Genomic DNA, 11,452 nt, shown 5'->3' with positions numbered 1-11,452 from the left:
CGGCTTCCAGTCGCTCGAACTGCTCCGCTTGCCGACGGATGATCGCCAGCAGGTCATCGCGGGTCAGGTCGCCGGTCATGCCTGAGTCTACTCGCCCACGGCTCGAACCGCGACCACCCCTGCATCGCTAATCAGATACGTCGCTGCCGGTGAAATCCTCGACCTTCAACCCCTCGGCTTTATATGAGTAGAGCGCCTCGCCGTAGTAGGGCTGTCTGTTCTCGCCCCAGACCACCTCCACGTGGCGCAGGGTCACGTGAGCGGCCCCCTCGACGGTAATCCCGCGTGTGGGACGGTCCTCCTCGCCCCCTCGCCCGGTACGTGGTCGGAAATCCTGCATCCGGGTCGGAAATCTGCCCAGCCACTCACCGACCTCCAGGCGCACGTTCTCCAGCGTCACGCCGTCCACGTCGCCGTTCTGCTCGGCATAGACGAAGACGCCGTTCTCGCCGCTCGCCAGGATGTTGCGAAACCGCACGTTGCGAATCTTGCCCACGCCGTCCTCTTTCTTCCAGGCCGTCGCGTTGACATAGATCGGCTCCGAGCGGCCCCACCAGCTTCGTTGATACTTGCGCGTCTCGACGATGATGTCGGAAAATAGCACGTTCTCGACCCCGCCCGGTTCGCCGCAGTGGACGGTCAGGCCCCGGTTGGAGTCGCGCACGACGCAGCCCTGGAAGATCACGTTGCGGATCAGGCCCCAGTTCTCGTTGCCGGTCTTCAGGGCGCTGCTGGCGCTACTGAGCGTGCAGTTCGTCACCGTAACGTCCTCGCACACGCCGTAGACCTCGGTGGCCTTGCAGGACTTCAGGCAGATGGCGTCGTCTCCGGCCCGCACGTCGCAGCCGCTGATCCGCACCCGCTTGCAGTGGTCGAGGTCGATGCCGTCGCAGTTGGGCACCTTGAAGCTGTTGTGCAGCCGGACGCTGCTCACGCTCACGTCGTCGCAGCCGGTCAGGCGCAGGGTCCAGTGCGCCCCGTCAAGAATGGTGACGTGGTGAATATCGAGCCGCTGGCAGCCGATCAGGTGGAGGGTAAAGGGGCGCTCGCGGTACTGGTCGCCGCCCTGCACCGCGTCGGCACTGTCTGCGCCGCGCATCACGAAATAGTCGCCCATGTCGACCTGTACGAAGCCGCGCCCGTTGCCGTCGATGCGGCCCCCGCCCGTGATGCACAGGTCATGCGCCCCGAAGGCGGTGATCCAGGCCCGACGCGGCAACTCGGTCTCGAAGAACAGCCCGCCCGTGACCTGATCGCTGTGGTGGGCGAACTGGTAGTCGGCGTAGTCGCTGCTGGCGAGCAAGGTGGCTCCGCGCTCGACGCGAAACTCGGTGGCGGCGCGCAGCTCCAGCGAGCCAGACCGGTAGGTGCGCCCGCCCGGCAGCGTCACTGTGCCGCCGCCCGCCGTGAAGCAGGCGTCGATGGCGGCCTGGATAGCGGCGGCGTCGTTCGTCAGGCCGTCGCCGCGTGCGCCGTAGTCAAGGACGTTGAAGACCGCCGAGGTCGGTAGGAGCCGGGTCACCTCGCTTCCACCGGCTGAGCAGCAGGTTGAATCGGAGCTGGCTGGGCAGATACGGCGATCTCGGCGCTGCCGACGGCCCGCACGGTCACGGGGACGGAGCCGCCGGGCAGCGTCACGCTCACGCGCTCGCCGGGCATCAAGTCGAAGTGGTTACCCTTCAACGCCGCGCCCGCGTCGATCCAGACGCCCTTAACCGGCAGCCGGGCGCCGACGCTGAGCTGGTCGCCTTGCACCGTCGTCATCAACTGGACACTCAGTTCGGGGTCGGGCAGGGCGAAATACTTGAGCGGTTCGGGCCACAGCGCCGCCCGGCTCAGCTCAACTCCGTGTTGAAAGGCGCGGACGAACACCACGGCGTCATCCTTCAGAGCAGGAATACCGATACTGAGTTCGGTGGTGGCGTTGGGCGCGGCGACCTCGCTGCTGAGGTGGTGGTGAAGCGGCTCTCCGGTCAGGCTGAACACGTCCAGCTCGATCTCGACGGCCTGGGTTTCGAGCTTGCTGCTGCAAATCCAGACGCTCAGCTCGCCGCTGTGGCGCTCAGCTCCCACCGCCACCGGCGCCAGTTCGCGGCCCACCGCGTAGAGGGCGGGCTTGGGCAGGCCGTGCGAGTCGATCAGCGCCCAGCTCGTGACCGGCCAGCAGTCGTTGAGCTGCCAGACCAGTGCGCCGGACACCGCCCGCTTGCCCGCGTGTCCCCAGCGGCGGCGGTAAGCGCGGTAGGCGGCCACCATCGCCTCGGCCTGCACCAGCCGGGTGTCGTAGACCCACTCGGCGAAGTCGGCGGGCGGCTGCACGGTATCTGAGAGGTACACCGCCAGCCTGCGCGGACCGTCGCCCGCCTTGTTGTGGTGTTCCATCACGCGGGAGTTGGCGTGGCGGTCGGCAGGCTGGGTGAAGCTGAGAATGGTGCTCATGGCGGGCGCGGACTGCAAGCCGAATTCGCTGACAAAGCGCCCCTCGTACTTGCCGTAGTCGCCATAAGGGGCCATGCTGCCGTGCCAGACGTCCCAGGTGTGGCGGTCCCCCTTGGTCTGGTCGGTGGTCGCACCGGCAGGGGCAGCGGGGCCGCCGGGCGTGTACGGGCTACCGGGCCAGTAGGCCGTCGCCGGGTCGAGGTCGGCACAGATTTCGGGCAGCAGCCGTTCGTAGATCTCGCGGGCCGGAAAGGCTGACTGAGCCAGGTCGGCCTGGCCGCTGAAATCTCCGGCACCCACGCTCTCGGCGATCTGATAATCCTCGTTGTTGCCGCACCACAGCGCCAGGCTGGCGTGGTGCCGCAGGCGTTTTACGGCAGCCTGGGCCTCGCGCCGCACGCTCGCCAGGAATTCCGGGTGAGCCGGGTACATCCCGCAGCCGAACAGGAAGTCTTGCCAGACCAGCACGCCCAGTTCGTCGCAGGCATCGTAAAAGCTGTCCGTTTCGTAGATGCCGCCCGCCCAGACGCGCAGCATCAGCATGCCCGCGTCCACCGCCTGCTGAATTCGGGCGCGTTCCTGCCCCGGCGTGACGCGGTTGAGCAGCAGGTCTTCGGGAATCCAGTTGGCGCCGCCCGTAAAGACCTCAGTGCCGTTCACGGCGAAGGTGAAGCTCACTCCCGCCTCGCCCTCCACCGGCTCCTGGCGCAGTTCTGTCCGGCGCAGGCCCAGGCGCTGAATCTGTTCGTCCAGCAGCTCATCACCGCGCCGCAACTGCACGCTCAGCGTATACAGCGGCTGAGCGCCGTAGCCGTGCGGCCACCAGAGCTGGGGATCGGGAACATTCAACGCTGCGCTGTCACCCTGGGTCTGGGCCACTAACCCACCGTCCGGGCCGCGCAACTCGGCATGAACGCTCACACCTGCCTGTTCGCCGACCACCGTCGCGGTGAGCTGGACGCTGGCCTGGCCGCCCGCCAGCGTCACCGGAGCGGCCACCTCGCCCAATCGGGCGCTGTAGGCGTGCAGCTCGATCGGCAGCCAGGGACCGGACGTTAAAATGACTGGACCCCAGTCCCAGCCGTAGTGGTACTGGGCCTTGCGCAGATACACCCGGCTGGCATTGCCGTTCCACGCCGCCCGGACGCCGTAGTGCGCCTCACGTGCCCGGCTCTCGCGCAGCGGCGAGGAAAAGTGCAGCAGCAGCTCGTTGTCGGCGGGGCGCAGCAGCGCCTTGACGTCTACGCGCTCCGGCACGAACATGTTGTCTGTCTTCAGGATGACCTGGCCGTTGAGCCGCACCTCGCAGACGGTATCCAGACCCCCAAAGACCAGCTCCACGTTCGGCTGGGCCAGGCTGCCCTCGTCCACCGTGAAGGTCGTGCGGTAGAGCCAGTCGGTTTCGCCCACCCACTGCACCTCGTTCTCATTGAGGCCGAGGTACGGATCGGGGATGACGTCGTGGCGCAGCAAATCCTGCTGCACGGTGCCGGGCACCGTCGCCTCCAGCCACTCGGCGGCTTCGTTCAGGGCGGCCTGGAGGTCGGTGCCGGGCGTCAGGGCGCGCAGTTGCCAGCCGTGATGCACAAATGTGGAGTGGCGGGCGAGATCAGAAAGCTGGGACATGGGCACTCCTACAACTGAGTGGGGGCAGACGCCGGGGTGAGCGCGTGAGGCCAGACGCGGGCGCCGAACACTCACACCGGAGCGGTCCGGCAATGATGATCGGCGGCAGCGCCCGAACGAATTTGTTTACTAAACGCTTAGACGTTAGCACCGCCCGGCCCGCCCTGTCAAAGCCTCCGGTATACAGAGCTGATATGTCATCAGGGCCAGTCAGTCCAGTCAGATTTGCACCCGCCCCGGTGGCCCTGAGCTATAGAGTGAGGCGTGACCAGATCCAGCTCCCGCCTCTCTGCCGCTCCCACCGTGCGCGACATCGCTGCTCAGGTGGGCGTCTCGACGGGCACCGTCTCACGGGCGCTCAAGGGGCAGGCAGGACTGACCGAAGAAACCCGTCAGGCGGTGCTGGACGCTGCCCAGAGCCTCGGCTACGACCTGGGTAAGCTGCGGCCCGTCAAGGCGCGGCGGGTGGCCTTTTTGCTCAACCGGCTGCACGCCACGCCCTCGGCCAACGCCTTTTATTCGCCGGTGCTGCACGGCGTCGAGGTGGCCTGCCAGGGCGCGGACGTGTCGCTCACCTACGCCTCGGTGGGGCCGGGCGACGCCGTAGACGAACTGCTGCGCCGCCTGGACGCCGACGCCCTGCTGTGCGCGGGCTACTTCCAGCCGGAGTTGCTGGACGCGCTGCGGGCTTCGGGCAAGCCGCTGGTGCTGATCGACCACCAGTACGCCGGTCTGCCCTCGGTCAACACCGACAACGAGACCGGCGGCTACCTGGCGACCCGGCACCTGATCCAGTCCGGGCGGCGGCGGGTGGCGCACATCGAGGGGCCGCAGACGCATTTCAGCCTCTCACAGCGGCGGGCCGGATACCTGCGGGCACTGGCCGAGGCGGGCCGGGCCGGGAGCGCCCTGGAGGTGCTGCTCGACCGGGTAGAGCAGGGCGCCCCGGTGCGCGAGGTCGTGCAGGCGCTGCTGTCTGCGCCTGAGCGGCCCGACGCCATCTTCGCCTACAACGACAGCACCGCCATGCTGACCATGACCGCCCTTCAGGAAGCCGGGCTGCGGGTGCCGGAAGACATCGCCGTGGTGGGCTTTGACGACGTGGAGATGGCCCTGCACGCCCGCCCGCCGCTGAGCACCGTGCGGGTGGACAAGGAGCGGCTGGGCGCCCTGGGGCTGGAGTTGCTGCTCGCGGGAAGCGCCGCGCCGCGCGAACAGGTGCTGGTGCCCGTCGAACTGGTGGTGCGCCGGAGTTCCGGCCAGGCGGCAGGCGCGGCGCGGCGTTCCAGGGTGCGCCGCCCGGTCGGCGACCAGCCCGGCTGATCCCATGCCGTACCAAACCTGCAAAACTGTTCCGGCGCCTCTGGCACGGCAGTTTCCCCGGAGCCTCCGCCGAGCGCCGTCCCTGATTTCCAGCACCTTTGCCTGATTGACAGCCGTCAGGTAGGATGTTATGCTGACTGCGTTTACTAAACAAAACGTTGACCGGACCCAGGAGTGTGAGCTTCTGTCGTCCCAGTTCCAGTTCGCCAGTCTCGTCTGGGCCGTGTCTGACGGCGCCGAGCCGTGACCGTTTGCCCTGAGCGCCCCACCAATCCGGTTTCGCCTGCTTCACGAGGAGCCCCCATGCGTACACTGATTACCACGGCCCTGAGCGCCGGACTGCTGCTCGGCAGCACCGGCCTCGCCTCCAAACTCACCATCTGGGTCATCGGCGACGAAAACGCCGTCAAGACCATGCAGCCTGCCGTGGACCTCTACAAACAGGCGCACGTGGGCACCGATTTTGAGCTGCGGGCCATTCCCGGCGACCAGGCGTTTACCAAGTACCTGGCAGCGCTCGCCAGCCAGTCGGGTCCGGACCTCATCACCGGTTACCTGTCTTACGGCATCGAGTTGGGCAACAAGGGCGGGCTGGTCAACATCAAGCAGAAGTACCCGGCGCTGCTGGCCCAGATCGCCAAGACCGCCAGCCCGGCCATCATGAAAGCGATCACCTCACTCGACGGCTCGCTCTACGCCCTGCCGTTCGACCAGACCGTACAGCTCACCTACTACCGCAAGGATCTGGTCAAATCCGCACCCAAAAACTGGACCGAACTCTCCGGCGCCATCGAGAAACTGCGCTCCAGCACGGCGGCGGGTAGCGGCGCTAAGGGCTACATCTCGCAGTGGGGCAACGTCGGCTGGGTCGGGTACTTTCCTTACTTGTACCAGGCGGGCGGCACCCTGTACGACGCCAAGTGCAGCAAGTCTGCTATCAACACTCAGGCGGGCGTGGATTCGCTGAAGTACTACGCCAACTTCTACACCAAGTTCAAGTCGCCTACCGACGGCTGGCCCGATCTGGAGCAGGGCCTGGAGAACGGCGACTATGCTATCGGCAGCACCGGCAACTGGTCGCTGCAATCCATCCCGATCAGCCGCCCCAAGCTGACGGGTAAGTGGGCCGTCGCCAAGCTGCCCGCTGGCCCTTCCGGCAAGGCCACGGCCTTCGCGGGCGGCTCCCTGATCGGCATTACCGCCTACTCCAAAAACGCCGACCTGGCCGCCGATTTCCTCAAAGAGATGTACTCGACCCGCAGTACCGTCGCCATGATTAAGGCTGCCGCCAAGATTCCCGCCTTGTGGCTGCCCGCCGGGCGTCAGGACCTGGCCACCCAGGTTTCGCTGCCTGCCGACCAGAAGGCGGTCCTCAACGCCCAGCTTAAAGACACCGTTGGCCCGCCCAACTGCCCCGGCTGGGAGCAGAGCGGCGACGTGCTGCAAAAAGCCATTCAGGGCGTGGTGTTCAACGGCACCGACCCCAAAGCGGCGCTCGACAGCGTGGCCGAGACCATGAACACCAACCTGGTGAAGTACAAATAAGACCGGCTGAAGTGGGGCATGTCTAGCGTGCCCACTTCGGGCGTCCGTCAGCGGGGGCGAGGAGACGCGGCCAGGTTCGGGCGTCCCCGCCCCCGTTCGACCGGCGCGGCCAGCGCCCTGGGGAGGGGAGAAGACTGTGATTCACAAAACCACCTTGCAGCAGACCCGCACGGCCCCGCTGGGAATGAGCGCGGCGCGGCCCCAGCCCCGGCGGGGAGTGCGGTTTTTCATGCAGAAGTACGGCCCGCCGATGGGGCTGGTGCTGCCGTTCGTGGTGTTGTTCGTGCTGTTCGTGCTGTGGCCGGTGCTCAGATCGCTGTACCTAAGTTTTACCGACTACACCGGCATCAAGGCGCCCAACCTGGTCGGCGCCACCAATTACGTGAACATGCTCCACGACCCGCGCTTCTACAAGGCGCTGCGCAACTCGCTGACCTACATGTTCTTCACCTCGCTGATCTCGACGAGCGTGGGGCTGCTGCTGGCGCTCTCATTCGGCGGGCAGAAACTGGCGCACCAGTTGATGCGGGCCGCTTTTTTCCTGCCGCTGGTGGCGGGCGGCGTGGGCATCATCGGCGTCTGGAAATGGATCGCCAGCAGTGAGGAATTCGGGCTGTTCAACACTGTTCGCAAGATGTTCGGCGCCGAGTCGATCCGCTTTTTCGGCGATCCGCACTACGCCCTGCCGCTCTTGATCGTCATCGGGGTCTGGAGCGTGCTGGGCTACAACATGGTCATCTTCGTGGCGGGCCTGCGCTCGATTGCGCCCGAAATCTACGAGGCGGCGGCCATCGACGGCGCCGGACCGAGTGCCCGCTTCTGGAAGATCACGCTGCCGCTGCTGCGCCCCACCATCCTGTATGTGCTGGTGACCGGCATGATCGGCACCTTTCAGGAATTTTTCACGCCTTACGTGCTGTTTAGCGATACCAACAACGTCGGCGGCATTCTCGACAGCGGCCTGACCCTGACGGTCTACCTGTACGACGTGGGCTTCCGGCACTTCGAGATGGGCGCGGCCAGCGCGATTGCCTGGCTGCTGTTCACCGTGATTTTTATCCTGACGCTGATCAATCTGCGGATCGGGAGGATCAATGATCTGGATTGAGCCGAAGAAGACCGAGCTGAACTCTACCCAACCGGAGGTCCCACATGGTCGGTGAACGGCAAAACGTCTGGTTCCTGCGGCTGCTCAAAACCCCACTGTACTTGTTGGCCCTCAGCGTGATGGTGCCGTTCTACTGGATGTTCACCGGCGCCTTCAAAAGCGTGCCAGAACTCAAGCAAAACCCGCCGACTTTTTATATTCACGATTTCACTCTGGGCAACTTCTACAATTCCAAATTGGGCGTCTCGAAAGATATTCTCGATCAGGGTGAGGGCCTGTTTCAGAAGTTTCCGAATGGACTGGGGTTCTTCGGCTACATGCTCAACAGCCTGCTGATTACAGCGTCGGTCACCACCTGCTGTTTGTTGATCGCCTCGCTGGTGTCGTATGTGCTGGTCAAGCGGCCCTTTCCCGGCAGCACGGTGCTGTTCACGCTGCTGCTCGCCAGCATGATGATTCCCTGGGAAGTCACCCTCATTCCTAACTTCCTGATGGTCCGCGACCTCGGCTGGATCAACACCTACTCGGCCCTGACCATTCCGCTGATGGCGAAGGCCTTTGTGGTGTTCTACTTTCGTCAGGCCATCCTGGCCATTCCCACCGATCTGGTGGACTCGGCCCGCATCGACGGCGCGAACGACCTGCGAATCTGGTGGCAGATCGTGACGCCGCTGCTGAGACCGGCCATGGCCGCCATCGCCATTCCGGTGGCGCTGGGCGTCTGGGGCGATCTGCTGTGGGCAATTCTGGTGGTCAACGACGAGTCGCACAGCACCCTGCCGATGATCCTGGCGCAGCTCGCCGCCAACCTGAACTACAGCCCGTCAGGCGCAGGCGTGGTCATGGCCGCCTCACTGATCGTCTCGGTGCCCGCCGTGGTCTTCTTCGCGCTGTTCCAGCGGCAGTTCGTGCAGGGGCTGAGCGCGGGGGCGACGAAGGGGTAGAGAGGCAGGTGGCCTGTGGCTTGTGAGAAGGGGCGTAACCGAAATCCATTCACCAGGCCGCTTACCGAAAGTGGGGAGCAGTGCGCCGGGCACGCTGTCTTTCGCTTCCGGTAGCGGCGGCGGAAATGAGCGTTCAAGGAGAACCATGTCGTCCAGATCAACCGTGCTGATCGGCGCCGCGCTGGCACTCGGATTGGGCGCCGCGCAAAACCTGTCGGGGCAAAACCTGTCGGGGCAGAACCTGTCTGTGCCAAATCTGTCAGCTCAGGCGGCGCCACTGCCGAATCCAGCACCTGCCAGGCCGGAAACGACCATGACCAGCACCTCACCGAGTCCGCGCCCATTTACCTACCTGACACTGGTGAAGGTGCCCGCTTCCGCGCCCAGCCTGACGCCCGTGACGGTCCAGCTTCAGACCGACGGCGCGGCGACCAATCCCTACGACCCGGCCCAGGTAGACCTTCAGTTGACGCTCACGGCGCCGGGAGGTAAGGTCTTCAGCGTGCCCGCCTTCTACGGCTACACGGTCGACGACGCTGGTAAGGCGCAGGGTGCTCCCGGCTGGCTGGCCCGCTTTACACCGGTGGAGGTTGGGGTGTATTCCCTCACGGCCAAGCTGAAGGGCGGTATCGGTAGCGGCAGTGTCAGCCTGAACGTCACCCAGGGCAGCGGCCCCGGTTTTATCGGCGTCAGCAAGGAAAACCCGCGTCTGTTCGCCTACGGCAACGGCGACGTCTACGTGCCCATCGGCCTGAACGTTGCCTGGACCGACCAGGACGTGCTGGGCGACTACCGGCGCTATTTCGACAACCTCAGCGCCAACGGCGGCAATTTCGCCCGCGTCTGGATGCCCGCATGGGGCCTGGGCCTGGAGTGGAAGGACACCGGGCTGGGCGACTACACCGCCCGCGAGCGGCAGATGGCGCTGCTCGATCAGGTGTTTCGACTGGCGCAGGTGCGCGGTATCAGTATCGAGCTGTGCCTGATCAATCACGGCCAGTTCTCGCAGACGGTCAACGCCGAGTGGCAGGGTAACCCATACAACGCTGCCAACGGTGGCCCGCTGAGGGCGCCCGGCGAATTCGTGACCGACGCACGGGCCAGAGACCTGTTCAAGCGGCGGCTGCGCTACCTGGCCGCCCGCTTCGCCGCCTACCCGAACCTGTTCGCCTGGGAATACTGGAACGAGGTTAACTGGACGCCCATTGCCGACAGCGATCTCAGGCCCTGGATACAGGAGATGACCGCCACGCTCCGCACTTACGACCCCTACGATCACCTGGTCAGCACCAGTTACAGCGGCGGCGCCGCCTCGGCTACCTGGACTCTGCCGGAGCTGGGGTTCGCGCAGCAGCACCTCTACACCAACCGCGAGCTGCCCACCGAGCTGACCGGGCTGATCCGCCAATTCCGCGAGACGGTACCGAACAAGCCGGTGCTGCTGGCCGAACTCGGCTACAGCGCGGGCGGCAGCGACGCGCCATTGGCAACAGAGCGTACCCACCTGCACACCGGCCTGTGGTCGCCACTGTTTCTGGGCTACGCCGGAAGCGGGATGTACTGGTGGTGGGACACCCTGGTCGGGCCGAAGAATCTGTGGAGCGAGTACAGAGGTCTGGGCATCTTCCTGAAGGGTCAGCCGCTGGCCGCCCTGCGCCCGGTGAGCGTACAGACCGCGCAACTGGACACCGAGGCGCACGCCCTGCGGAGCAGGGACCACGCCCTGGTGTACCTCATCAGCGATCAGTACAGCGCCGCCGCCGCTAACCACGCCTACACCGAGGCGCTGCTAGGCGGCGCGGCGGGCAAGCCGAACAGTCCGGTCTGGACGCAGGAATTGCCGCTGCGCCAGACCATCCTGAGTGTCAGGGGCCTGGAGGATGGCCGCTACCATGCTCGCTGGTTCGACCCGCAGGCGGCGAAGTGGACCGGCACGGTGGCCATCAGCAGCGTCGGCGGCGTACTCAGGGTCCAAACCCCGAGATTCGGGCGCGACCTGGCCGTGGTGATTGAGCGGGTGGGGCGGCGGTAGAGGGAAAATGACGCTCTTGGTGGAGTTGTTGAGGACCGGTTACGGTCAAACCTCTAGTCAGGTACCGGTCCGCCGTACCGGTTCATCCTGACCGTGATCAAGGCTGATGGCAGTACCGGGGTGCCCAGTGAGCGGGACCGGCAGTTGCTGACCCAGATGCAGGTGTTGCTCGCACTGGACGTGCAGTTTCGAGTTGAAATTGCAAGGGGGCCTTCATGGCAATCGTTTTCGCCACTTCGGCGTTTCAATCCACAGCCGCCCCGAAAGACGGCTGAAACGTCACCAGTGGGTTGATTAGAGCAAGTGGCATAATAAGTACATGCGAACGATTGTGGGCGCCAGGGGCTACGGTATCGAGCTGAGAGAACGCATCGTCAAAGCCGTCCAGAACGGCGAAAATATCGATAACGTCGCTCGGAAGTTTGAAGTGCATCA

At 65.2% G+C, this 11,452-nt stretch carries 7 protein-coding genes; 5 read left to right on the top strand and 2 right to left on the bottom strand.

From position 1 onward, the window contains the following. Nucleotides 1-127: 127 nt before the first annotated feature. Together Q0R23_RS15310 and Q0R23_RS15305 are read right to left on the bottom strand one after the other, a co-directional pair. Entirely contained in the window at nucleotides 128-1,522 is a 1,395-nt protein-coding gene (locus tag Q0R23_RS15310; RefSeq protein WP_293914354.1) for a glycosyl hydrolase family 28 protein, read from the bottom strand. Then, nucleotides 1,519-4,065: a hypothetical protein gene (locus tag Q0R23_RS15305; protein WP_293914352.1), complete on the bottom strand. Its 2,547-nt coding sequence runs from the start codon at nucleotides 4,063-4,065 to the stop codon at nucleotides 1,519-1,521. The genes Q0R23_RS15310 and Q0R23_RS15305 overlap by 4 nt, the downstream gene beginning before the upstream one ends. A 264-nt stretch (nucleotides 4,066-4,329) precedes the next feature. Between Q0R23_RS15305 and Q0R23_RS15300 the strand changes: the two genes are divergently transcribed. From Q0R23_RS15300 to Q0R23_RS15280, 5 genes are all read left to right on the top strand, one after another. Continuing rightward, nucleotides 4,330-5,388, top strand: a complete 1,059-nt coding sequence (locus tag Q0R23_RS15300) for a LacI family DNA-binding transcriptional regulator (RefSeq protein ID WP_293914350.1) — start codon at nucleotides 4,330-4,332, stop codon at nucleotides 5,386-5,388. 303 nt (nucleotides 5,389-5,691) lie between these two features. Beyond that, nucleotides 5,692-6,933: an extracellular solute-binding protein gene (locus Q0R23_RS15295; RefSeq protein ID WP_293914348.1), complete on the top strand. Its 1,242-nt coding sequence runs from the start codon at nucleotides 5,692-5,694 to the stop codon at nucleotides 6,931-6,933. Between the two features lie 136 nt (nucleotides 6,934-7,069). Further along, a complete protein-coding gene (locus Q0R23_RS15290) occupies nucleotides 7,070-8,041 on the top strand; it encodes a sugar ABC transporter permease (protein WP_293914347.1) in 972 nt (323 codons plus the stop codon). Between the two features lie 44 nt (nucleotides 8,042-8,085). Further along, nucleotides 8,086-8,985 carry a carbohydrate ABC transporter permease gene (locus Q0R23_RS15285; RefSeq protein WP_293914345.1) on the top strand — a complete coding sequence of 300 codons (900 nt, stop codon included), beginning with the start codon at nucleotides 8,086-8,088 and terminating at the stop codon, nucleotides 8,983-8,985. A gap of 145 nt (nucleotides 8,986-9,130) precedes the next feature. Beyond that, a complete protein-coding gene (locus Q0R23_RS15280) occupies nucleotides 9,131-11,017 on the top strand; it encodes a DUF5060 domain-containing protein (RefSeq protein WP_293914344.1) in 1,887 nt (628 codons plus the stop codon). Nucleotides 11,018-11,452: the final 435 nt, after the last annotated feature.

This window comes from Deinococcus sp. (assembly GCF_025362455.1).
GTDB lineage: Bacteria > Deinococcota > Deinococci > Deinococcales > Deinococcaceae > Deinococcus.
The sequence above is the reverse complement of the archived record's forward strand: the minus strand, read 5'-3'. Positions and strand labels throughout refer to the sequence as shown.

Bases quoted from the DNA above. Each gene is read 5' to 3' on its own strand.
- Q0R23_RS15305 (WP_293914352.1), bottom strand. From the start codon at position 4,065: ATGTCCCAGCTTTCTGATCTCGCCCGCCACTCCACATTTGTGCATCAC.
- Q0R23_RS15295 (WP_293914348.1), top strand. From the start codon at position 5,692: ATGCGTACACTGATTACCACGGCCCTGAGCGCCGGACTGCTGCTCGGC.
- Q0R23_RS15285 (WP_293914345.1), top strand. From the start codon at position 8,086: ATGGTCGGTGAACGGCAAAACGTCTGGTTCCTGCGGCTGCTCAAAACC.
- Q0R23_RS15280 (WP_293914344.1), top strand. From the start codon at position 9,131: ATGTCGTCCAGATCAACCGTGCTGATCGGCGCCGCGCTGGCACTCGGA.